The organism is Bradyrhizobium sp. BWC-3-1, from assembly GCF_032917965.1.
In the GTDB taxonomy this organism is placed as follows: domain Bacteria; phylum Pseudomonadota; class Alphaproteobacteria; order Rhizobiales; family Xanthobacteraceae; genus Bradyrhizobium; species Bradyrhizobium canariense_D.
Map to the genome: position 1 here is coordinate 5,652,698 of NZ_CP136625.1, position 21,825 is coordinate 5,674,522.

Below are 21,825 nucleotides of genomic sequence, written 5' to 3' on the forward strand. Positions count from 1 at the left end.
CGTGAGCCAAGTCCGTAGCCACAGCTAGCGCCGACTACGGACTGAATACCGGGTAAACTCGTAAATTCGATCAGTTTTCACTGATTTTCCGGCGGTCTTTCGATGAACTTGCGGCTGCCGTTGAGCAATTCGATGTTATTGGCGATGATCGGGTTACCGGGGTCCAGCGAGTAGGCCTTCATGAACTTCTTTCTGGCACCGTTCAGATTGCCCCGCAACATCAGTGAGTAACCCTGATCATTCAGAATTTGGACGGTCTCTCCCCCAAGCCGAATCGCTTGCGCGTAAGCCTGGTCGGCAAGATCGAAGCGCCGCAACCGGTCATAGCTCGCCGCCAAACCGACCCACGCGGTAACGTCCTTCGGAGCTTTTTCGACAGCGTCCTTGAAATAGCGCTGGGAGAGCCCGAAATTCCCACGGTTAAAATGCTCCAGACCCATCCGGACCGGCTCATCGGATGCGTAGTATTTGACGTCAGTCGGCTCCTGCACCGGGTCAGGCCCAGCCGGGCTCACCGGCGCCACGACGGAAGCATCACGCACGGTATCAAGAGTCGTTTCGCAGGCGGCCAACGCTGTTGCCACCGAAGCGCACGCCAGCCACAACAGTACGCGCCGCATGGTGTCATCCCCCGACCCGGACCACCCCGGGCTGCCCTGAGCTTACTGTACCGCAACCTAATTTAATGTATCGCTTTAGGCACAGTCAAAAACTTTGCGATAAATAGTTGCAGAACAGCCAGCGGGAAAATGCGCGCATCGCATTGATTGAGCTTGAAGCCCGCGCCGATTTTCGGGCCGCAGAAGCATCCATCCAAGAATCAGCGTTGCTGTTTTGTTAATTCCTTGCGAATTCCGCATCTTGGGGCTCAGTAAGCCCGAAATCACCGGGGGTTCAGGTGCTTCCCATCCTAATCGGCCTCATCAAAGGGACCGTCGATGGGCTCCTTCGCACGCCTCGCGCGGGAACAGCGTCCCCTATAGGGACGCATAGGCCATTTCCAACTTAATGTACGGCTCGGAAAACCGTTGTTAGCTTTACCATCACCGGAAACAAGATAACCAAGAGAATTACCGGAAAAATGCACGCCCCGAGAGGTAAAACCATCTTCACAGGTAGTTTGTTGGCCTGCTCTTCCGCCCGCAACAGGCGTTTGTCCCGCATCTCCTCGCTGAATACGCGGAGTGCATCACCCACATCGCTGCCCAGTTCGATTGACTGCCTGAGCGTGCCCACAAAAGCGCGGGCGGCATCAACCCCAAGTCGATCGGCGAAAGATGCAAGCGCATCTATCGTGCTACGGCCGGCCCGAGTTTCCGCCCCCATAAGCAGCAGATTCATACCGAGCGCGTAGCTTTTTTTGATGATTTCGCCGCTAATTCGATCAAGGCCAGCCTCCAGACCCAAGCCGGCATCGACGCAGACCACCATCAAATCCAGCAGATCCGGGAACGCTGTCGCATATTCATCGGCCAGGAGCCGCTTACGCCGGGCAATGTACGCATCCGGCCCGAAAATGGCGATGACGGTCAGCAAAGCGACGAGCCCAAGCTTCAAGAGGGAGCTCTGTTCAGGCAACAGGATCATCGCGATCAAGTAACCGAGTAGCGGCAAACCGACGACGAGACCGATTCGCCAGAATATGTAGTAGCTGATCGCCTCGGGGTGGAAGAACCCTGCGCGCAATAATTCCTGCCGTAGCTTCGATCGCGTGGGCCCCTCGACCTTGAAGCGCTTCTCATTGAAATATTTCAGGACGACGGCGTTGAGACCATCCAGCAACCCCGGAGCGACTTCCTGTTTCCCAATCGGAACGGAAATCCGTTGCTGTACCTTCATCTCTCTCATCAGATGTTGGCCGGCGACGAATACCAAACCGCTCACGGCCGCGAAGGCCATGAGAGCGATGATTACTGGTGAGGATTCTAACATGCTCAAAACTTGAAATTGACCATTCGATAAATCGTATAATTTCCGATCGCCAACAGCAAGAATCCGCCCAAGACAGCGGGTCCGACCAGAGGATGATCCTTTACCTCGGAAAAGTAACCGGGACTGATCAGGTTCACGACCAGGATAAGGATAAACGGCATCACCGACAGGAAGACACCGGACAGCCGACCTTCCGATGTCAGCGCGCGGACTTTGAGGCGCAATTTCGCGCGGTTGCGCAACACGCGCGAGAGGCCCTGCAAGATCTCTGCAAGGTTGCCGCCGGTCTGACTTTGGATATTGATGGCGATGGAAACGAAAGTCAGATCCTCCTGGCCCACACGCGCAGCGAGATGATCCACGGCAACCTGTTGATCCAGGCCGAACCCGACCTCGTCGATTAAAATGCCGAACTCCGTCCCGATTGGGTCGGGCAGTTCGCGCGCGACAAGGCCGAGCGCTACGCGGAACGGATGTCCGGCCCGGAGGCCCCGGACGACAATATCAATCGCCTCGGGAAGCTGTTCGCTGAATCGGCTGATGCGGCGCGCCCGCGCCATGCGGAGCAGGACATATCCGACCAGCAGCGCGGCTGGCACCGCGATGGCGAGCGCCAAAGGACCGAGCTTCAGCCAGAACCCCAACGGCAAGTAAAACAGGGCACTCAGCGCCACAATCCAGACGCTACTGCGGAGCGCGTCGAGCTTTACCCCGCTCTGCACGATCAATTCGTCGAGCCGTTGCAGGCCCGCCACGCCGCTGATGGCGCCGAACCCTCGTTCCCGGCGGAGAACGTCCAGCACTTGGACGGGGTCCTTCAGCTCGTTGCTGAGTGACAGGCGGCGGTTGATGATTTTTCGTTCCGCACGCGACCGGAATACCAGCCAATAGAGTGCGCGAACGCCAAGCAGCACCGCCCCGAAGATCAGGGCATAGATCAGCCAAAGTTGGTTGTTGATCATGCGTTACAGAGGCCGCGTTGGATCGAAATAGCTTGCCGGCAGATCGATGCCGGCGTGCTTCAAATCAGCAAGAAACGATGGTCGAATGCCGGTAGCCTTGAAGCTTCCCCGGATCATGCCGCGCTCATCGGTGGATTCCTTGACGTATTTGTACAATTCCTGCATCTGCAGGACCTCGCCTTCCATGCCGGTAATCTCGCTCACGCTGGTGACGCGGCGGCTTCCGTCGGTCAAACGCTGCAGCTGGACGATGATGCGCACCGCTGACGCGATCTGGTTTCTGACGCTCGCGATCGTCATCGATGCGCCGGCCATGCCAACCATCTGCTCCAGCCGCTTGACCGCGTCGCGCGGCGTATTGGCGTGGACCGTGGTCATCGATCCCTCGTGACCGGTATTCATCGCCTGGAGCATGTCGAACGCTTCTTCACCACGACACTCACCGATGATGATGCGATCGGGCCTCATGCGCAGCGCGTTCTTCACCAGTTCGCGCTGACGCAATTCGCCCTTGCCTTCGGCGTTGGCCGGGCGTGTTTCCAAGCGGCCGACATGAGGCAGTTGCAGCTGGAGTTCGGCGGCGTCTTCGATCGTGATGATGCGCTCGTCAGGCGGAATGTGGCTAGACAATGCATTGAGCAGCGTCGTCTTGCCGCTGCCCGTCCCTCCAGAGATGATCATCGAAATCCGACCGTGAACGGCCGCCTGCAACACCTCCGCGATCGGAACCCGCAGCGCCCCCAGTTCGATCAAACGATCCATCGAGAACGGTCGCTTCGAGAACTTGCGAATCGACACTAGGGGTCCATCGACGGCAATCGGCCGGATCGCCACATTGACGCGTGACCCGTCAGGCAAGCGAGCGTCCACAGTCGGCGACGACTCGTCGACCCGGCGGCCGACGGCTGCAACGATCTTGTGAATGATGCGAAGCAGGTGCCCCTCGTCCTTGAAATGAACGGTGGTTTCCTCGAGCTTTCCGAACCGCTCCACGAAACATTTCTTGTGCGTGTTGATCAGGATGTCGGTGATCGTCGGATCCTTGAGCAACGGCTCGATCGGGCCGAACCCGATCATCTCGTCGACCAGGTCTTCGACGAAGGCCTGCATTTCGCGCTGATTGAGCGGGATCTTCTCGGCCCGAACGTAGTCGCCAACATAGACCCGGATCTCGTTGACCAGCTCCTCGCGCGGCATCCGCTCCAGCACAGCCAGATTGAATTCGTCGATGATTTTTGCGTGGAGCTTGACTTTTTGGTCCAGCAACGCCGGGCGCTGGGCGATCAGCTCATGATAGAGTCGCTCGTCATCCACAGGAGACGGCGCGCTGACGCGCAGGCTTGAATTGGGCCGCTCCCGGGCGGCTGCGCCAGTAGAAAAGAAAATACTCATCTACAATACTCGCTCACTAACGCTGCGAAGCTATAACAAGCAAAAATCACCGCAAAATTTACGTTACCCAATCATTAAGCCCATGTCACGCTATACAACGCAACGAGGTAAATGTGCCCGCAAATCTACGGCCGAGACACCGCATGAGGAAATGGCTTGGCCTCAAAGGCGATCAGCGCGAGCGGCGCGATATCCTTGCTCATCTTGCCTTGTCCCTGGACCGCCATCGGTATTCCCGTATTGACCGCCTGAATGGCATTTTCCGTGTCTTCTCGGATGAAAAACACTTCCTCCGACCCGAGCAGATTCTTCACGTGATTTCGCCGGGCGAACCCTCCGACCAGCCGGTGTCCACACCGGTTGAGCACGACGGCAATCTTCGGCGGCACACGTTCCACTGTCCGCACCGCGGCGAGCGTTTCCGCGACCTGACGCAGCCCCGAAATCGTATTCAACCCTGAGACTAGCACAACCTCCGCAGCCGACAACAACTGGCGGGTCCAGTTGAACCAAGTCACTGGGAGGTCCACCAAGATCAGGTCGTAGCGGGCAGCGATCATTCGGAACAGCGCCTCGAGTGTCGCGGGGGAGAGCTCGGGCGGGTGGTCCTTGCTGCGCGGAGCCGCCAGAACGTCCAGTCCGCTTGAGTGGTGCGTTATGAAAAGTCCGAACAATTGCGTATCCAGCCTCTCTGGATTGCCGGCTATTTCCTGGATCTGCATGCGTGGCTCGGTGTCGAGATAATCGCAGAGATGGCTGCTCTGAATATCGAGATCGAGCAGGCAGACACGGCGGTCTCGCGTTCGCTTGCCAGTCTTGATCTGAATGCCGACTTCGATGGCGAGCGTGCTGTTGCCCACCCCACCGGCACTTGGCACGAACGCCACCATGACCGGCTCTGTCACTGTCGGCTCGACGACCTCGGCCGCGGCGCCGCCTCCCCTGTCAATCCGCGCGATAATGTCGACGATTTCTTCCGGTGCCCCGCGCGTCGAGGCCCAGTCGGCCCCGCCGGTTTGCACCAGCCGTTTGTAATCGCTGGCCGGGATGTCATCGTCGCTGATGAAGATAAAGAACAGCCTGTCCCGAAATTCGGTTGCGATCGAAACCATGCGATCGAATGACTCCGACGCATTCAGCACGACGGGGAACAGGATGCAGGCAAGTTCGGCGTCACCTCCCGCAGTCTTCGGCAGGGCCTTGGTGATCTCTTCCATACGGCTGGCGAGCTGCAGATCGGGCAGCTTAAGGCGGACGCGCCCTTCAAGGTCTTTCAGCTGGTTCGGGTCGACACCGGCATTGAAGAGAAAAATCTGCATCGTTCCAACTAGTTCGCCAAGGGGCGGCGGCGCCTGTTTGGCGCAGTTAACAAGGCACGTGCTCTCAAGTTAATATCGTCCATCACAACCAACGTCACGGCAAGCAAAATCCGGGAAAAGTCGCCAAAAAGGAAATTAGCCTTAAGGGCGCGCACTGAAAACAGGGGACGTTAACCGAGGCTCCCTAACGATAGAGCTGAACCTGATTGAGGATCTGGACTTCATCGAGCGATCCGACCAATCCAGACATCTCACCATAAATGTAGCCCGTCCCATCCCCATTGGCACCAATAGGCTGGCTCATGAAGAATTTCGCAAAGCCCGCCACCGGTATATTGTTCGCGGTCTGACCGCCGCCAAAGGGTCCTTGGGCCAGACAATTGATGACGGCGGAAAAGATGACGCGCCTGTCGGTTTGTGTCGGCGACGCCGCGACGCCGCCGGTTGACGAGCAGGTAGGTGCCCCGTTCTCCCCGTTTTTTAGCGTACTTCCCGGAAGTGAGAAGTTGCTCACAAGATTATTGTTAATTTCGGAGAGATAAACACTATAACGGGATACTGTCGTACTCGCAGCGCCGAGGCACCCACTGGCAATATCGGCTGGCTTTGCCACGCCAGGATGATTGATGCGCCAATAGCTATCGCAATCCCACTGACCGTTTCCGAAAGTCAATGTGTTGTTATACAGGTTCGTGTCCATAGGCAGGCCGCTAAGCGAGAGACCCACGGTCATGGAGACGCCCGCCTGCTTTACATTTGCCGGAGCATGCATGATGAGCGTGTTCGCCCCTGCGCCGGCATTCGAACATGGCGCCGTTCCAACATCAGCCGGACGGCAGGCTTTGTCGATCGTCGATCCCGCGCCTACCGTGGTGGCGACGACCGAGACCGGCAAACCGGCAGCGATCCAGCCATAAACTTGCGAAACGATGGCTGGCGAAACATTCTTAATAACGCAGGATTTGTTTCCACTATTGCTGCAATTCGAATTGCCGGTATTGTCGAAGTCACCCGTCGCGGTCGTTGTCGTTGCGTTGGGGTAAATGGCGCCAGTTGACGCTGCGGTTTGGCTCAAAAATGGATATGGAGTTCCGGCTGTTGAATTGCAGGCGCTTCTGACATGCCCCTGACGAACATTGGTGGCTGGTGCGTAGGCCGCAGAATTCTGGTATTTCTTTAGATTGCCCTTGTAAATATCAAAACGGACATTGAAGCCGTCGGTCACCGAGGCTTTATAACCTGTGTTCAAGTCCACGCTGGCTGATTGATAGCAGGCCTTCGGCTTTGCCTGCGCAATCCAGTCCTCGAGACAACTCGCTCCGGTGCAGCCGTCGGGCGGCACTAGATAGCCAAATTGGCCAGGGCCAGACTTGGCCGGATCAAGCCGCACCTGCTTCCGCTGGACTGAGGGCAGCGCGATATTTGTTCTAAGCGCCGCCGTCGCCTGGCTGTCGGTCATTCCCGCCGTTTCGTAGGGGTTGCAGATGAATACGGGCGGGATGTCGCAATAGGTCTGGCTGGTGAACCCGGCAGTCGCCTGCGCGCCTGCGCTAAAGCTATTGGAGCCGCCGGCCTTGAAGAATGAAATGGGAAACATCGTCGAGACTGTCACTGGATTCACAATGACGCGGACATATCTGGCCTGCAGATCATCGGTCGTCGTAATCCCACCCCCAACGTTCGCCGCGTTCAACGAGCTGTAGAAGTTTACGCTGTGCGTGAAGCTGCCGCTGTAACCCAACCCGGTCAGTGCGTTCGTGGTCACCATGTTGTTAATGGCGTTGGTTGCCCGCGTGATCGCGCCGCTTTGCTGGTTGAGCTCGCGTGCGCCGGCCAATGCCCAGCCATCGGCCATCGCCTGCATCTGTGTCTGCATGCTCAGGGCCCGGCCGCCGTCCAGCGCGAGCGCGCCCAGGCCGATGAACACGACCATCATCAGCGCGACATAGGGCAGCATGACGCCGGTAGTATCGGCCCAGAAGGTGCTGACAGACCGGCGCAGGCGCTCAAAATAGACTGTCATCGGCAAATCTCCTCAAGTCAGATATTACGTACCTATTGGGCTGCAGAGGACATCCCTTCGCCGGTAACCGTCGCCGTAAACTTCGGCATGGCAAGATTGGCAAAGCCCATTAGCCCGTTCAAAAAGAAAAATTGGAAATTCATGTTCTGCAGCGACACGGCAATCGTCGGCACGGGCCCTGCCTTCCGCCCGGCATAGCCGAGCCCGGTCTGGTCATAGACGATCTTGACGTTCGCCGCGGTGATCCTCGGGAAGATGTCACACATGCCGGCATTGTAAGAGGACGTCGCGTCGCCACATGCGGAACTGCCGCGGCCGAAAACAATCGTATTCATTGCTGTCGCACTGTAGCTTCCCATTCCCGTGCAAGTGCCGCGCGTACAGGTACACGCCGATGATGCGCAGGTAATCTGGAAATCGGGCATGGCATCGCCAACCTGCGCCGAGCCAATCGGAACAGCCGCACTGACCGCAACGTTGGAGGTTCCGGTCAGCCCGGTTGCAACGGGATCCGACACCGCCGCCAGACGGGCGCCGACCTCCATCGCCTTGGTGGCCGCGGTCCATTGGTAAAAGGCGTAGAGAAAATCCACCGATCCGAGCAGGAACACGAACAGGATCGGAATCAGGACCGTCGCCTCTACCAAAGCCCCGCCTGTCTGATCGCTCCACAAGCGCCTGATTGCCATGATCTGCCCCTAACCCGGACCGATCGAACGCTCGGCATGCGTCGCCGACAGATTGGGTGTCGTAAGCTTTAGCAGACTGAAATATCCCAGAGCCGGATCGGCGAAGTTCGTGCTTGCAGTGATGATGGTGACGGTCGAAGGACCCTGATAGGTCGCCGCGCTGTTGTCAAAGCCGGAGCACGTTATGGTTACATTTGCGGCGGTCCAACCCGTGACACGCTGCGCGCCTCCGGTAACCGCGCCGTTGACCGCAATTTTCTTTGCGTTGGCTACGAAGGTCGCGTTGCCGCAGGGATCCGTGGGAGGCGATGTGTCTTGAGCTGTTCGCGCGAGGTAACGTGCGGCATCGCGCACCCCCGACTCCACGAGCTGCTGCTTGTGAAAGTACCAAGAAAACTCGAACAAACCAAACATCAGCGTGACCAGAAAGGGCATCAGGATCGTTGCTTCGACAAGCACTGATCCCTTGTCATCCCGCCACACTGTCGCGAACGACCGCGTGAACATCACCTGCCTCAAATCACACTAGAAATCTTGCCTTCAAATAGCTCCCTTAGTTCCCCCGCCCGACCGGCACGGATACTCCTGCGGCCCCAGCCCCCGATCCGTTGATATTGATATTCTGGTTGCTTGGGGGCGGCTGGCCCATCGCGTCGCCCCCCAACCCAATGTTGGGAAGCTGATCGACCGGCCTCTGGGTGTTACTGTATCGTGTCACCGCGCTGCCGACGCGGCGGGCGTCGGAAACGATCCGGCGGTCACCGACATATCTCGGCCAGGGATGGATGGTGTGGGTGACGGCATTGGCCTGCTTGGCGTCGCCGGCACTTAAGGTAATGGTATCGGAGCGCTGGAAGTAACGATCCATTTCGTCGTTGCCTGCCAATCCGTTGCAGGAGCCGAGCGTGAAGACCGCGAGTAAAACAGTGCATGTCATACCAGTGGTCCTTTAGTTGAGGGTCTTGACGACGGGCTGATCGGGCCCGACCGGTGTTGGTGCCGACAAGCGGACATCAGGCGCGATGATATGCCCGTAAGGTCCTCTGACGTCGCCGCCGGAATTGACGTAATCGTTATAACGCTTGCGCACCTCCATCTGACCATTGAGGAAGAAATCGACGTCGTTTGCCGGCAAGCGGGAATCCAGCGGCGATGCCAATACCTGCCCCGGCGCCGCGGGCGCGACCAGGCGCGGCGTCACGATGATCACGAGATCGGTCTCTTTCTGCTGATAGGACGAACTTCGAAACAGCGAGCCCAGCACCGGCACGGAACCGATCCAGGGCAACTGCGCAATATCCTGCTGGTTACGGGTTTGCAGCAATCCGGCGATGGCAAAGCTCTGGCCGTCGCGCAACTCGACCGTGGTTCGCGCATCGCGCCGGGTCAGGGCCGGAATCGTGGTGCCGGCGATCGTCACGGCATTGGTGAAATCGAGCTCGCTGACCGAGGGCTCGACCCGCAAATTGATCACGCCCCGAGACAGCACGGTCGGAACGAAAGCCAGCTCGACGCCGAACTTCTTGAATTCGATCGTTACAGTAGGAAGGGCCCCAGCAACCGCAGTAGACGCCACTGGCACCGGAAATTCACCGCCGGCCAGGAAGCGCGCCGCGTCACCCGAGAGCGCGATCAGGTTAGGCTCGGCCAGCCGCCGCACCAGCCCTTTGTTCTCCAGCGCCGTCAGCAGCACATCAATTGAGCTGCCGTTGTTCAGTTTGACTATATTGGAGAGAAGGTTACCGAACGGCGCCGCCCCCCCAATCAAGGTACTGGCGGTGCCGAGAATAGGAACTCCTACCGGGGCGCTTTGAGCCGTTTGTACATTAGCTGCTGCGCCCAGACCGGAGTTACCCATCTGCGTGCCGTTCGCATTGGTGCCATAGAGGTTGACGCCAAGAGCGCGGCCAGCCGATCGGTCGGCCTCCAAGAAGCGGACTTCCAACATCACCTGCTGCGGCGCAGCAACATTCATGGCGTTGACAACAACGGAGCCCTTGGGAGCGGATCCCGTCGCAATAGCCATCGCACGCTCGGCTGCGACAGCATCTACGGCAGTTCCGGTCAGTACCACCTGGCTCTCGGTGGCAGAGACGTGGATCCCGCGCGTGCCGGTGCTGGACTGGATGTTCTGCTGCAGGTTGCTGGTGTCGATCGTCACCTGCACATCGAGGATCGCAATCTGCTTGGCAGCGTCATCGTAAAGGATGACGTTGGTGGTGCCAGTCTGCTTGCCCAGGACATAGATCGTGCGGTCCCCGAGCGCCTTCACGTCCGCAATGTCGGGCGAGCCGGCAACAATGGTCGCGAATGGCCGCTCGACACTGAACGTACGCGACTTGTTGACGATCACGGTCACTCGGCGCACGTCGGTAACTTCGGTGATGAATGCGCTGACGGATTTTCTGCTGTCCGACTTGCGGTCCGCAGCGAGGGCGCGTTCGCCGACAAAGCTCGACGACAGAGCGGCTAGGACGACTGCGCCGAGGGCGAGCAGCTTTTGGCAGACTTTCCGCGAACCGCGAACTTTATCCATATGCTCCTTGCCCCTCCGTCGCGGCAGCCTTTCGGCGCTCTGCCCCCGCGCCCGCCTTCAGAAGCCTACTCTTTGGCTTGGCGGATCGCGTCCTCTTTAGCTTGGTGAATCACGTCGTACTTTTTTTCGTCCAGGCCATGATAGATGGTAACCTTCGCAGTGTCCGATTTGAACGCCTGAAGTAGCGTCGGTGCCGCCGCTTTCTCGGCCACTGGTTGCTTTTCGGCCACAGGTGGCTTGGCGTTCCTGGCAAACAAGGGACCCAGATCGTTGTCGGTGATACGCCCAGCCTCGGCCGAGCGAGCCTCGCCCGGCTGCCGCAGCACCAGCGAGAGTTTTCCGATATTGCCTGCGAGCAGAATCTTCTGCGCCTGCTCGGGGCTGACCTGCAAGGTAACCGCTTTGGCAACCGTCGCCACGGCGGGCTGATCCTGCCGATCATTGACGAGTTGGTCGATGGCTAGCACCTTGACGTATTGAATCAGCACGTCGGCTGAATTTTCCGTCTCACCCCTCTGGGTCTCGCTACGAAGCAGCACGACGTCGACGCGATCTCCGGGCAGGATAAATCCCGCAACGCCCTTGATGTCGTCGACGCGAACCGTCACCGCACGCTGGCCCTCCTCGAGGAGAACCGAAAGCGAAGCGCGCTGACCCGGCGCGGTGATCTTCGGCTTAGTGATCATTTCGCTGCGTTCCATCGCGGTGAGCACGACCCGGCGACCATCCTTCAACAGGTCGGTTTTTGTGGCGAACGCAGCGTCTGGCAGCTGCCCCGAGGACAAGGGAATCTCCGAGACGTTATCGGGCGTCAGAACGGTTCCAAACGGCAATGACGCCGCCGCCACCACAATCGTGCCGGTCGCCGCGGATGCAGGTGCGCTGTGCTGTGCAATCCAGCTGCGCGCCATCAGTGCGGCAACCATGCCCATCGCGAGCGCGACAACCAGGATGATCAAATTACCTTTACGCATGATTTAAATCCGCCGCTTTGATCAGCGCCGCAATTGGCATCTGATTAAAACACCGACGACCAAATATGCCGTCTTAAATAAACCGCGTCAGCTTCGTGGATCACACGAAGCTGACGTTTCTCCAATCGAAGTTACAACATCGATCTGCAGTATCTTTGATCTGAAGTATCTTCGCGCAACCCCGATTACCCGAGAGCCGCTTACGCCGCGGGCAACGCGCCGTTCAAGGCAGTCCACTGCCCACTAATCCAGCCGCCTACGGAAACGATCGTGACGATCACGGCGACCAGCAAAATTCCGAGCAGCACGGTGTATTCGATCAGCGCCGCACCTTCTTCATCCTTGCCGAACTTCTTGAGAGCACCGAGCAATTTACGCATATTCACGCCTCCAAAAAAGGAATTAGTTTCGATCATTGAGTCAATGGCGGGTAATGTTTTCGATCCACCATTGAATTAATTTTGCATTAAGTGAGGCGAACAGTCAATGAAGTGGCGATTTTTGAAGGGTTTATCGTTAATTCTGGACCGTAATTTTACGGCCGCGATGTAACCGAAAACCAAAATGCCGGCCCCTGCCTTGTCCGAAAAAACTGGACCTTTGACGGCGATTAGAGCGGCAAGGCGTCGTTTTTGACGGCATTAGAACGTCAAAAAAAGCCGGCAAGCAATCGAGGGATTACCCGAGGGGTGCGCTCGGCATATTCGAGGTACTCCGAAAAAGCCGAATTCAGGACCGCTTCTTCGTTGATCATGCGCCGAAACTGGATCGCCGCAATCGCGAGTACGCCGACGACGGCCAGAGGAGACATCACCTGGAGGGCAAGCCCGAGGAGAGCAATGCCTTCGCAAAGATAAAGCGGATGACGCACCACCTTGTAGGGTCCGGTCGTGACCAGCCGCCTGGCTTCCGCCAGGATGCTGAAGGATTTTCCGAGCCAGCGAAGCACGATGAATGACAACACCGCACCGATCATCATCAGCATTGTCGATATGATCGACAATACCGGACCGAGATCGGCCTTCGGAAGAAGAGCAAGCGCCATGCACAGAAACGTGCCGAGCAACGCCGATAGCCGCGGTTCGATGCCCTTGGCTTTCATCATCGGCGACAATCGAGTCAACGCCGTCGCAGCTACCAGAATCAGAAACATGAAATTGGCCAGGCGGGCAGCGACCGCCAGAATCTTTTCAAGATTATCGATCGGGGCGAAGTGATAGATGCCCCCCAGATTGAGGACGGCGAGTGCGGTAAATACCGCAACGATCAAACCCCGCGCAGCCCACTCCAGGAGGTGCCCAGCACGCCCCTGCCCGCCACTCGGAACTTCCGCCACCGCCTCGTCTGCGCTCACAATGCCTGACCCTCGCTATTGCCATCGTACCCACGACAATAGACCACCGGCTTACGGGCTCAAAGACGCAAATTAACGACTGGTTAACCTAGCGGCCGGCGGGTGAGTGGCGCCCGTGCGCTCGGCGAGATTGGCGGGTGCGGTTCGTTTTCCGCGGGCAAATGCAAATAGTGACGCGCGCGGTCGCCAACAAACGGATACAGCATCTGAAAGGCGTAACGCTGCCGCATTGGCTGGTCCAACCCGTAAGCTGTCGGCATTCGTCCTTGGGGCATATGCAAAGTTCCGAACAATGCATCCAGAAATGACAGTTGTCCGGCAAAATTCCTGTCCCGGGCTTCGCGATCCGCGCTGTGGTGCCAGTGATGAAACGCCGGCGAAACCAGCAGCAGCCGCAATGGGCCAAACCCGATGCGGACGTTGGAGTGAACGAGAAACGCCTGCCAGTGAAAGAGCAGTGCACAGACGCTGATCGACCATGCAGAGAATCCCAGTGCGATAACCACCAATAGCGGTGCACCTCTGGTCAAAATCTGATCGACAGGATGAACACGCGTCGCAGCCAGCCAGTCGAGCTCTTCGCTGCTGTGATGAATCTCATGGAAGCGCCACAGCCATGGGACTGCATGAAACATTCTGTGAATCCAGTAGACTCCTAGATCGGAAAGCAAAACGATCAGCGGGATTTGAATCCAGAACGGCAGGCCGCCGACCGAATCTTGAACGGATGCGGGAACGATCCGCGCCGCGACAAACAGGCTCGCCACAATGACGGCGAGCATACCAAGCTTTACCACTAGGCCGTTCAACAGCAGGAAAATGAGATCGTTCGCCCATCCCGGCCGAAAGACTTTCTGCTCGCTGTTCAACGCGAACAAGCGCTCGAGCGGCACGAAAACAAGACAGGTGACTAGAATAATTTTCAGTCCAAGCGGGTCCATCCGGCAACCCCAAAAATGCAAGCCTACCAGAGCCGACCAATCTCGGCCATGTGGTGAATTTGCCTGGCGTCAAACGACCTTAATTTGCGCATTGGCGCCAGGCTGTTAGGCCAAACCATCCGAATGATTTTTGCTAATAATTATAGACACTTATGGATTAAACGCCAACTTCATTCACGCCCGAGTCCATGAAAACGCCTTTGAAGCCCGCCGACCTTCGATGAAAGCTGATTGCATTCGCGGGTTTAATTCGACAAACATGTTTTTGTGAGTTTCGCGGGGGATACGCTTCCGATGCATCACGCCGAGTTAGATCTGTCCACCCAGTTCAGCCTGATCGGCCTGATTGTGGTCGTGGGGGCCGGCTTTTTGATGAGGACAGCGATCTTTTTTCGCCAGGAAAGCACGGGCGTTCGCCCACTGTATCCGAGGAGATGGAATGCGATCCAGTGCCGGGCCCTGGAAGGGTTTCGGTTGCTGATCGGCCTTGGACTCATCACGCTATGGGCCGCGTATCTGTTTGTCGTCCCGTCGATGCCACCGAAATGGCCGTACGAATATTTGGCAGTCGTATCGCTGATCATGATGCTGTCGGTAAATTATGCCTGGGCTGTGCTTCTCGCCGCCCGCGACTGGAGCCGGCTCGACGCGATTCCGCACTCCTTCCCGGTGATCATCGCTTTGCTCGTGATCTGGTGGGGAACGGCATTTACGGCAATCGGGTGGACATTGAGGGAAGCGTCGGCGCCCCCGGCGTTCCATATACTTCCAGTAGGTTTTTATGCAGATTGCGACGCCTCGAACCGCCCGCGCGATCAAAATACCGCTTATCCATCATAGCGCCAGGTGCGTCCCAATCGAAGCAAAGGGGCCTCCATCAACGTCGACGAGACCCACGCAAGTCCTATCGCCAGCCACAGGGCGGCGAAAGTCACCATGACTTGCGCCCCCGTTTCGACGTCCGGTCGCGCATCAAGCAGGAGGCCGTGCATGACGCCGGCGACCGGCTGGTGAATGAGATAGAGACCGTAGGAGATGGCTCCGAACATTCGCAAGAAGCGCGAACGCAGAAAGCTAAATTTTGGCCAACCCTGCGCAGTGAGCAACAGATATGCGCCAAACAACAGGGCCATCAGGATTGGACTGGCAATAAACAGGAGATCCCCACCGGTGGTGAGGAATTGGGCTGCCGCGAGGAGCACTCCGACCACTGCCGCCAACGGGATCAGGCGAAGAACCATCTCACTGAGCACGTATCGCTGATGGACGTAAGCGGCGAGGATGCCTGTCAACAGGATATCACTGCGGCTGAACAGCAGCACCTGGCCCGAGATATCGTCGCCCATCCAATAGAACGAAGCGCGCGTGGCACAGCCTACCGTGATGCCACCGAGGATAGCCGGCAACAGCCAACGCGGAGGCAATAAAGTGACGATCAATGGGATCGTCAAATAAAATTGCTCTTCGACCGCCAGCGTCCAGGTCGGCAGAAGCCACTGTGTTCCGTAGTCGCCTCGCAGCGCCATCACGAAATTCTGCGTGAAGGTGAAATAGGAAAACGCAGGAAGAGGCTCGCCGGCCCATGACGTTGGACCCTGCAGCCATACAAATCCCAGGGTCACAGCCAGCGTCGTGAAGTAGATCGGGAAGATACGAAGCGTGCGTCGGATATAGAACACCCAAAAGAAATTGGGACAATCTTTACGCTCAAGAATGATGGAGCCGATCAAGAAGCCTGAGAGTACAAAGAACAGGTTGACACCCATCCAGCCGATAGTGAGCCCGGGCAGCCCGTGTTTGACCTCGCCAAAGTAATGAGCAACGACAACAGCCAGGGCTGCCAGTCCGCGGGCGCCGTCGATTTCGGGAATGCGCGTTCCACTCGATATCCGAGGTGGATGATCCCGCGGTGACCATATCATCGCGCCATCATGAGCGACAGTCACTCGCGGCAATGGGTTTTTCAAAGTACGAAGCATCGACAATCGTCTAGCTGGCAAAGGGGCTCCAGATCAGATGTCTGACGATCCATAACAGGAAAAGGCGCAAACCGGAAAGGTATTCGCTCGGCCAAGCCACAAGCCGATACGCTGAAAGGGTTGCCGCTCCTGGGAGAAAGTATCACGAGATGAAGAATACCAACGGCGAACGGGTCATGATGTCGATGACTTAACGCGCGATCAACCACAGTTTGCGGAATTACTCCGACCGTCCGCAGGTCTCCTGGGTGGAAGGCCGCCACTCGAGTACCTGTAGACGCACGAGCAGCCCATGCCTTTGGCGCTGAAATTTCCTCGCGTCCGTCTATGGCTTGCACGAGATTTAACCGGTGCATGGTAGAGACCGACGAAACCCGGCTGCGCAAGTGTGTTGGCAATGAGGTTAGCGATCTATCTCGGCACGCCGGCAGCTTCATCCGCAATAAATCCTTAAGCAAATGCAAATTGAACTGGGCCACGCCGACCTGTTCGTTTGATCCGTCCCACCGCCAAAAGCTGCCGGAAAGGCCCTCGAAGCGTTCGGCTCAGTTCTACGGGCGACTGGTGAAAGGCGCAAAAATTAGCCGGCGCGATCAACGTCGGAAGGTTCTCGACCAGCGTTACTCCGGAGCACCGTTTGCGCGTCCGCCTGCTTCCCAGCATTTGCCGCCGACGCGCCAAGTTTGCCGGCGAACGTGCGCTGATCGCCTCTTCAGACCGCGGCGGTCCACGCACCAAGCTTCGTGATCGTGCATAAGGCCGAACAGAAACCGTTCACATGGGCTGCCGATCCTCCAAAATTACCAAGCCGTCGGACGCGGGTACCAGGTGTTAGATTACTTCCACTAGCTCGATCATGTTGCCGATAGCCGAACGACGTCACTAACGGTCGTGAAGATCATCAACGCGAGAACCAATACGAGACCTGTCCTCATACCCCATTTTTGGAAGTTCTGGGAGACCGGCCGACCACGCCCCGCCTCAATTGCGTAGAAGAGGATGTGCCCGCCATCGAGCGCTGGAATGGGAAGTAGATTGATCAGCCCTACGGTGGCCGACAATATGCCGGCAAGCTCCAGGAGAGCAGCAAACCCAAACGTGGCCGCCTGGCCAGAAATCTGAGCGATTTTGATCGGACCGCCGAGTTGGTCCGCGGATTCTCGCCCCACGAAAACCTTGAATAAATATTGAAGCGTCTGATCCGCAATAAACCATGTCTGCCTCAGCGCGAGCTCGATGGCCCGGACCGGACCTAGTCGCTCGATTTTAGTATCGTCCGGCGCCGCCGATCGGCCTAGCCCAATTTGCGCTATCCGTGTGACGTTGCCAAAGGCGTCCTTGACCTCTGAAATAGCCGGGGCGACATCGAGCACGCTTCGAGAGCCTTGCCGGTCGATCGTTATCTTAAGGGTCTGCCCCGGGCTGACGCTGACGAGGCGTATCAACTCGTTGAACCCGTCGATTTTCCGATTATCGACTGCGATAACAATGTCGCCCGGCAGGAAACCGGCCGTGGCGGCGGGGCTATTTGGTCGAACCTCTGCTACGCGCGCCAGGGTGACCTGCCTCCCGAACAACATGAACTCCCCAGAGAAAATACAAACCGCAAGCAGAAAACTTGCGATCGGCCCAGCTGCAACAATCGCTAGTCGCCGACTAACGGAAGCGCCGACAAAGGTTGCCCGGCGCTCTTGCACATGGGCTTCAAGGGAGGAATCACCAAGGCTCACGACGTTTCGGTCGCCCAAAAATTTAACAAATCCGCCAAGCGGAATCGCACAAACCTTCCAGCGCGTGCCATGTCGATCGGTAATGCCGAACAGCTCAGGACCAAATCCGAGAGAGAAAGCTGTAACCTCAACCTCGCACCATCGTGCGACCAGGAAGTGGCCGAGTTCATGAAAAAAAACGATGATAGCCAAAACAAATACGAACGGGACGAAATAACTTACGAGCCAAAAACTCGAACTCGCCAAATTGCCGATTAGATCCATGGCCCGATTCCTCTGCCCCGTCATCGATGCCCGCGCAGCGTGACCTCACAGATGTTACACGATTCTAGCGTTTAACGCCTCACCCCCAGAGAACCTGGCACGCCGGGACCTCTCCCGTGTCCGCCCAACACTTTGAGCTGTCCAGCATCCGCGCGCTTATGATCGGAAGTGCCATACTTCACGGCCCTTGGACCGGTTTGGCAATTGCTCCGGCAGCGCGCTTAAATATCGGTGTTGAGCAAATGCGATCATATGGCGGTCCTCGCCGGTTGCTGGTCTACTAGCGACTACCGCTGGGCCCAATGCGCCGATCATGCAATCACATCAGGAAGTCCTCTATGTTCATCGACTATTACGAAGTCCTTGAAATAAGTCCGAACGCCAACTCGGAAACAATAGAACGGGTATTCCGCTACCTTGCTATGCGCTACCATCCCGACAACAAGGGTACCGGCGATCTATCCCGTTTCAGCGAACTCGTGGAGGCTCACGATACGCTCAAGGATTCGGTGAAGCGGGCGCAGTACGATCTTCACCACAGAGACCATACCGGTTCGCGCTGGAAATTAGCGGAGGAAGCCAGCAACCCGAATGGCGTAGAACGGGACGTCGTCATTCAGGACAGGCTGCTGTCGATGCTTTATGCCAAACGCCGGCAGGACTTCAACGAGCCGGGCATCGGCGAGTCCGAGCTCGAACGGCTGTCAGGCTGTCCGCGCGAGCATTTGCAGTTTCATCTTTGGTATCTGAAAGCAAAAGGTTGGATCGCGAGGCTCGAAACCGGCACGCTCGCGATCACCGTCGAAGGCGTTGATCGCATTAATTCCGAACATCGTCGTGAGACCCCGCTCAAATTACTGACGGATCCGAACCACACAGGTTGAGGATTCCCAGTGGAACACTCGGCTAACATTCAGAACCTTCCGAAAGAGGGCCAGCGTGGGCGCATGCTGCCTTGAACTCAGTTTGGATACGACACAGCGCCAAGTCGGCCACAATTTCGCTTGCGCCTGTCAAAAGAGTGCGGATAGCTTATGAAAACGGGCGATCTGGGTGCGCCATGAGGTCGATGGGCCGCGTGATTGTTTTGGGAATAGCGGTCGCGGTCTGCGGGGGCGCGCCCGTATCCTCCGCGACCATAAAAAAGCATCCGGGCAAAAATGGCGGGGTCATAATTTCGTTGTCCGGACCTATCAGCTTCGGCGACTCCGATACGTTCACGCGTGAGGTACAGCAGGCAAATGCTGCTGGCAAAGCAGTGGAGATCGTTCAGCTAAATTCAGGCGGCGGCAGGCTGGTCGAGGGGGTAAAGCTGGCGACGGCGATTAAGGATGCTGGGATTTCGACCAGCGTTGGTCCGGGTGATGTTTGCGCGTCAGCGTGTTTTCTAATCTTTGCCGCGGGCGCTACCAAGTTTCTCGGCGATGGCGCGCGTGTCGGGGTGCACAAAGCTTCCGATAAAGACGGTCGTGAAACAACGTCATCGGGCGCGGCAACTGAATCGATGGCGCATTTCGCGAAGGAGCTTGGCGTTCCAGCCTCGATCATAGCCCGCATGGTGAGGACTCCGTCCAAGCAAATCGTATGGCTCGACTCCCAAGATCTTAAGGCTATGGGCGTGTCTTTGGCAGGGGTGCCCGTGCAAACGCGACAAATTGCGACGAGCGGACCGCTGATCCAGCAAGCCTCAACGAGCCTGAGCGCCTGGAATGACTTCGTCGACAATGCCGCAAAGCTCTCAGCCGACCAGAACGGCGGAGAGCCGGCTCTCTCTCGCCAGTGCCAGCTTAATAACTGCGTTCTGGGGCTGGATTATCGGCTCAAGGATGGCAGAAAAGGGCTAGCCGTCGTCATTCAAGACCTGGATGGCAAAACCTTGCGTAGAGAAGCGTGCGAGTTCAATCGCTCTAACGATATGATGGAATGCGTCGACTGGGAGTCCGGCTCAAAGCATCGAGACGCAAAAAACGAAAAAGGTGATTGGGTTCAAGCCCCCGATCAATAGCGCCTTGCGTAAATGAGCCAAGTATGCAGCGGGATTTGAAAGAATTGCGTCGGAGCGCATTCGTATCCCCGTGCTGCATGCCAGCTCGCTGCCGACAACCCGCAGACGGTCATAACCTGGGCGACGCCATCGAGTGCCCCGAGACACTCATGGGTGTCCGATCGAGCGGGCCTATGTCGACAAAGGCATATGGCGGTCACTATTCGCTGTATCGCTGAAGCCAGGTTGCCTCTTTGACGGACTGCCGCAATCGAACGGCTCATCTTTCGCTAATGCCGTATAGTACATCCAGTCGTGCGTGTGCGTTGCCGCTCATTGGCACCAGCAGCGCGCGCGAAAGCTGTCGCAGCGATGAACGCCGCTCCTACTTCTGCCGGAATGACTGATTGAATGACATCACCAACGGCCCAACGATATACTCAAATGCGGTCCGTTGCACCGTCGGGATCATCACCGTCGCTGGCATGCCCGGGTACAGGCGAATGTTCGGCATCGCGGCGAGCTCATCTCGGTCTATCCGCACGAACGCGGTGTAATAGGGCGCGTTCGTCTTCGGATCGGTCAAACGGTCGGCCGAGACTTGAATGACGTCGCCATGAATAATCGGAACGATGCGCTGCTTGTACGCAGTGAGGTGAACCTCCGCGCGCGTGTCCGGATGAACGTCGCTGATGTCATCGACACCGACCTGTGCCTCAATGGTCAGCGAGTCCTCATCCGGAACGATGTCAAGGATTTTGTCCCCGCGCTGAATGACGCCGCCCACCGAAAATACGCTCAGGCCCACGATCCGGCCGGTATAAGGTGCACGGATCTCCATCCGGCCTAACACCGCTTTGGCGTTCATCGCCTTGGGAATCACTTCCAAGAGCTTGGCTTGGGTGTCGCGCAGGTCCTTGGTGACGTCGGTCATCCGATCGTTATCGAGCTGCGCGATCTGTTGCTCCTGCTCAGCGATTGCTTGGCGCGCCTTGGCGATGTTCGCCGTTGTATCCGCGATCTGCCCCTCGAGACCAAAGGCGGTGCGCTCCAGCTGCAGAATTCGCGGCCGGGCGATCAAGCCGCGCTCGACCAGCGGGGCAATATCGGCGGCTTCCTTGTGAATGGAGTTGATCTGATCGGTAAACGATTTGACCTGAGCCTCGGCGCCCACGATCTGCGAGCCGAGCTGATTGATCTTTTCCCGGATCACGCTGCGCTGCCCTTCCAGCGCAGCCCGCCGGCTCTGGAATTGGCTGAGTTGACCGTTCCAGACGCTCTTGAGATAGCGATCCTCGGTTCGAGCCTTGAGATCAGGGGGCATCACGAGCTCGGAGCCATGCTCGAGCTCGGTCAGCAACCGGATTTCGGTTGCCCGCAGCACAGCATATTCTTGCGTCAGGACGTCATATTCGGCGCGGGCCTGGGTCTCGTCGAGTAGGATCAGGAGATCGCCTGCGAGAACCTTGTCGCCCTCCCTGACATACAATTGATTGACGATGCCACCGTCGAGGTGCTGGACGCTCTTGCGGTTGCCGTCAACCTTGATCACTGCATTCGCGACGACGGCGCCATTGAGCGGCGCCGTCACTGCCCAGGTACCGAGACCACCAAAGAACGCTGCGATGATTAGCCATCCCACCAGAGCAATCCGTCGAATCGAGTCATTTGGGCCGTTGTGTTGGCCGGTTGCAGGCGACATCGGGGTTCTCGAGCGGTTTGCGGCATCCACCAGGGCCATACAAT

General features: G+C 57.6%; 20 protein-coding genes. 3 read left to right on the top strand and 17 right to left on the bottom strand.

Annotated features, from left to right (window positions below; translation table 11 throughout):
• Positions 1–77: 77 nt before the first annotated feature.
• The 14 genes from RX329_RS27645 to RX329_RS27710 all read right to left on the bottom strand — a co-directional run bounded on the left by RX329_RS27645 (position 78) and on the right by RX329_RS27710 (position 14,122).
• Positions 78–620, bottom strand: coding sequence for a tetratricopeptide repeat protein (locus tag RX329_RS27645; RefSeq protein ID WP_317244525.1), 543 nt, complete (start codon positions 618–620; stop codon positions 78–80).
• Between the two features lie 385 nt (positions 621–1,005).
• The gene (locus RX329_RS27650) at positions 1,006–1,899 is read right to left on the bottom strand and encodes a type II secretion system F family protein (RefSeq protein ID WP_317244526.1); all 894 of its coding nucleotides are present in this window, start codon (positions 1,897–1,899) and stop codon (positions 1,006–1,008) included.
• Positions 1,900–1,934: 35 nt separating this feature from the next.
• Positions 1,935–2,894, bottom strand: coding sequence for a type II secretion system F family protein (locus tag RX329_RS27655; RefSeq protein ID WP_317244527.1), 960 nt, complete (start codon positions 2,892–2,894; stop codon positions 1,935–1,937).
• A 3-nt stretch (positions 2,895–2,897) separates the two neighbouring features.
• A complete protein-coding gene (locus tag RX329_RS27660; RefSeq protein ID WP_317244528.1) occupies positions 2,898–4,286 on the bottom strand; it encodes a CpaF family protein in 1,389 nt (462 codons plus the stop codon).
• Between the two features lie 125 nt (positions 4,287–4,411).
• Positions 4,412–5,605 carry a hypothetical protein gene (locus RX329_RS27665; RefSeq protein ID WP_317244529.1) on the bottom strand — a complete coding sequence of 398 codons (1,194 nt, stop codon included), beginning with the start codon at positions 5,603–5,605 and terminating at the stop codon, positions 4,412–4,414.
• 184 nt (positions 5,606–5,789) lie between these two features.
• On the bottom strand, positions 5,790–7,628 hold the full coding sequence (locus RX329_RS27670) for a pilus assembly protein TadG-related protein (RefSeq protein WP_317244530.1): 1,839 nt from the start codon (positions 7,626–7,628) through the stop codon (positions 5,790–5,792).
• A gap of 32 nt (positions 7,629–7,660) precedes the next feature.
• On the bottom strand, positions 7,661–8,317 hold the full coding sequence (locus tag RX329_RS27675; RefSeq protein ID WP_317244531.1) for a TadE/TadG family type IV pilus assembly protein: 657 nt from the start codon (positions 8,315–8,317) through the stop codon (positions 7,661–7,663).
• A gap of 9 nt (positions 8,318–8,326) precedes the next feature.
• Positions 8,327–8,824: a TadE/TadG family type IV pilus assembly protein gene (locus RX329_RS27680; RefSeq protein WP_317244532.1), complete on the bottom strand. Its 498-nt coding sequence runs from the start codon at positions 8,822–8,824 to the stop codon at positions 8,327–8,329.
• Positions 8,825–8,870: 46 nt separating this feature from the next.
• Entirely contained in the window at positions 8,871–9,254 is a 384-nt protein-coding gene (locus RX329_RS27685; RefSeq protein ID WP_317244533.1) for a hypothetical protein, read from the bottom strand.
• A gap of 12 nt (positions 9,255–9,266) precedes the next feature.
• On the bottom strand, positions 9,267–10,853 hold the full coding sequence (locus RX329_RS27690; protein WP_317244534.1) for a type II and III secretion system protein family protein: 1,587 nt from the start codon (positions 10,851–10,853) through the stop codon (positions 9,267–9,269).
• Between the two features lie 65 nt (positions 10,854–10,918).
• Positions 10,919–11,827: a Flp pilus assembly protein CpaB gene (gene cpaB, locus RX329_RS27695; RefSeq protein ID WP_317244535.1), complete on the bottom strand. Its 909-nt coding sequence runs from the start codon at positions 11,825–11,827 to the stop codon at positions 10,919–10,921.
• A 200-nt stretch (positions 11,828–12,027) separates the two neighbouring features.
• Positions 12,028–12,207: a Flp family type IVb pilin gene (locus RX329_RS27700; RefSeq protein WP_317244536.1), complete on the bottom strand. Its 180-nt coding sequence runs from the start codon at positions 12,205–12,207 to the stop codon at positions 12,028–12,030.
• 269 nt (positions 12,208–12,476) lie between these two features.
• Positions 12,477–13,181, bottom strand: a complete 705-nt coding sequence (locus RX329_RS27705; RefSeq protein WP_317244537.1) for an isoprenylcysteine carboxylmethyltransferase family protein — start codon at positions 13,179–13,181, stop codon at positions 12,477–12,479.
• Between the two features lie 83 nt (positions 13,182–13,264).
• A complete protein-coding gene (locus RX329_RS27710; RefSeq protein WP_317244538.1) occupies positions 13,265–14,122 on the bottom strand; it encodes a sterol desaturase family protein in 858 nt (285 codons plus the stop codon).
• A gap of 294 nt (positions 14,123–14,416) precedes the next feature.
• Between RX329_RS27710 and RX329_RS27715 the strand changes: the two genes are divergently transcribed.
• Positions 14,417–14,962, top strand: a complete 546-nt coding sequence (locus RX329_RS27715; protein ID WP_317244539.1) for a hypothetical protein — start codon at positions 14,417–14,419, stop codon at positions 14,960–14,962.
• Here the strand turns inward: RX329_RS27715 and RX329_RS27720 are convergent.
• Positions 14,950–16,101, bottom strand: coding sequence for an acyltransferase (locus RX329_RS27720; protein WP_317244540.1), 1,152 nt, complete (start codon positions 16,099–16,101; stop codon positions 14,950–14,952). The genes RX329_RS27715 and RX329_RS27720 overlap by 13 nt on opposite strands.
• Positions 16,102–16,955: 854 nt before the next feature.
• The gene (locus RX329_RS27725) at positions 16,956–18,095 is read right to left on the bottom strand and encodes an RIP metalloprotease (protein ID WP_317244541.1); all 1,140 of its coding nucleotides are present in this window, start codon (positions 18,093–18,095) and stop codon (positions 16,956–16,958) included.
• Between the two features lie 338 nt (positions 18,096–18,433).
• Between RX329_RS27725 and RX329_RS27730 the strand changes: the two genes are divergently transcribed.
• The gene (locus RX329_RS27730; protein WP_317244542.1) at positions 18,434–18,979 is read left to right on the top strand and encodes a J domain-containing protein; all 546 of its coding nucleotides are present in this window, start codon (positions 18,434–18,436) and stop codon (positions 18,977–18,979) included.
• Between the two features lie 185 nt (positions 18,980–19,164).
• Entirely contained in the window at positions 19,165–20,100 is a 936-nt protein-coding gene (locus RX329_RS27735; protein ID WP_317244543.1) for a hypothetical protein, read from the top strand.
• A gap of 364 nt (positions 20,101–20,464) precedes the next feature.
• Here RX329_RS27735 and RX329_RS27740 read toward each other — a convergent pair whose 3' ends face one another.
• On the bottom strand, positions 20,465–21,820 hold the full coding sequence (locus RX329_RS27740) for an HlyD family type I secretion periplasmic adaptor subunit (protein WP_317244544.1): 1,356 nt from the start codon (positions 21,818–21,820) through the stop codon (positions 20,465–20,467).
• Positions 21,821–21,825 lie beyond the last annotated feature (5 nt).

What these genes read in the sequence shown, in the direction of transcription:
- RX329_RS27690 (WP_317244534.1), bottom strand. Translation starts at nt 10,853, where the DNA reads ATGGATAAAGTTCGCGGTTCGCGGAAAGTCTGCCAAAAGCTGCTCGCC.
- RX329_RS27735 (WP_317244543.1), top strand. Translation starts at nt 19,165, where the DNA reads ATGGGCCGCGTGATTGTTTTGGGAATAGCGGTCGCGGTCTGCGGGGGC.
- cpaB (WP_317244535.1), bottom strand. Translation starts at nt 11,827, where the DNA reads ATGCGTAAAGGTAATTTGATCATCCTGGTTGTCGCGCTCGCGATGGGC.
- RX329_RS27660 (WP_317244528.1), bottom strand. Translation starts at nt 4,286, where the DNA reads ATGAGTATTTTCTTTTCTACTGGCGCAGCCGCCCGGGAGCGGCCCAAT.
- RX329_RS27740 (WP_317244544.1), bottom strand. Translation starts at nt 21,820, where the DNA reads ATGGCCCTGGTGGATGCCGCAAACCGCTCGAGAACCCCGATGTCGCCT.
- RX329_RS27675 (WP_317244531.1), bottom strand. Translation starts at nt 8,317, where the DNA reads ATGGCAATCAGGCGCTTGTGGAGCGATCAGACAGGCGGGGCTTTGGTA.
- RX329_RS27645 (WP_317244525.1), bottom strand. Translation starts at nt 620, where the DNA reads ATGCGGCGCGTACTGTTGTGGCTGGCGTGCGCTTCGGTGGCAACAGCG.
- RX329_RS27730 (WP_317244542.1), top strand. Translation starts at nt 18,434, where the DNA reads ATGTTCATCGACTATTACGAAGTCCTTGAAATAAGTCCGAACGCCAAC.
- RX329_RS27725 (WP_317244541.1), bottom strand. Translation starts at nt 18,095, where the DNA reads ATGGATCTAATCGGCAATTTGGCGAGTTCGAGTTTTTGGCTCGTAAGT.
- RX329_RS27710 (WP_317244538.1), bottom strand. Translation starts at nt 14,122, where the DNA reads ATGGACCCGCTTGGACTGAAAATTATTCTAGTCACCTGTCTTGTTTTC.
- RX329_RS27715 (WP_317244539.1), top strand. Translation starts at nt 14,417, where the DNA reads ATGCATCACGCCGAGTTAGATCTGTCCACCCAGTTCAGCCTGATCGGC.
- RX329_RS27685 (WP_317244533.1), bottom strand. Translation starts at nt 9,254, where the DNA reads ATGACATGCACTGTTTTACTCGCGGTCTTCACGCTCGGCTCCTGCAAC.
- RX329_RS27700 (WP_317244536.1), bottom strand. Translation starts at nt 12,207, where the DNA reads ATGCGTAAATTGCTCGGTGCTCTCAAGAAGTTCGGCAAGGATGAAGAA.
- RX329_RS27670 (WP_317244530.1), bottom strand. Translation starts at nt 7,628, where the DNA reads ATGACAGTCTATTTTGAGCGCCTGCGCCGGTCTGTCAGCACCTTCTGG.
- RX329_RS27680 (WP_317244532.1), bottom strand. Translation starts at nt 8,824, where the DNA reads ATGTTCACGCGGTCGTTCGCGACAGTGTGGCGGGATGACAAGGGATCA.
- RX329_RS27655 (WP_317244527.1), bottom strand. Translation starts at nt 2,894, where the DNA reads ATGATCAACAACCAACTTTGGCTGATCTATGCCCTGATCTTCGGGGCG.
- RX329_RS27650 (WP_317244526.1), bottom strand. Translation starts at nt 1,899, where the DNA reads ATGGCCTTCGCGGCCGTGAGCGGTTTGGTATTCGTCGCCGGCCAACAT.
- RX329_RS27720 (WP_317244540.1), bottom strand. Translation starts at nt 16,101, where the DNA reads ATGCTTCGTACTTTGAAAAACCCATTGCCGCGAGTGACTGTCGCTCAT.
- RX329_RS27665 (WP_317244529.1), bottom strand. Translation starts at nt 5,605, where the DNA reads ATGCAGATTTTTCTCTTCAATGCCGGTGTCGACCCGAACCAGCTGAAA.